General features: G+C 76.3%; 1 pseudogene. It reads right to left on the reverse strand.

The features are described 5' to 3' along the window. Window positions 1-77: 77 nt before the first annotated feature. Window positions 78-380 (reverse strand): annotated as a pseudogene (locus ACWCOM_RS18580) (alpha/beta hydrolase); the annotation flags it as partial.

The raw sequence follows: 380 nt of genomic DNA on the forward strand, positions 1-380 counted from the left end.
GGTCGCCGGCGCGCAGCAGGACGGGGCGGGGGATCGGGTCGGTCACGGGAGCCTCCGGTCGGCGGTCGTGGACGGTCTCAGGAGCACGTGGTCGCCTCCTCGGGCAGCTCGCCCTCGAGCAGGTAGGCGTCCACGGCGGCCTGCACGCAGTCGTCGCCCGTGGTGTAGGCCGTGTGCCCGTAGCCGTCGTAGCTCAGCAGGCGGGCGCTCTCCAGCTGCTCGGCGAGGGCCTGGGACCAGTGTTAGGGGGTCGCGGGGTCGTGCGTGGTGCCCACGACGAGGATCGGGTCGGCGCCGGCGGCGTCGTCCGGAGCGGGTGCGGCCGCGGGCCCCACCGGCCAGCCCTGGCACGCGGCGTCGCCGTAGCCGAGGTAGGGGCC

Source organism: Kocuria sp. KH4 (assembly GCF_053711175.1).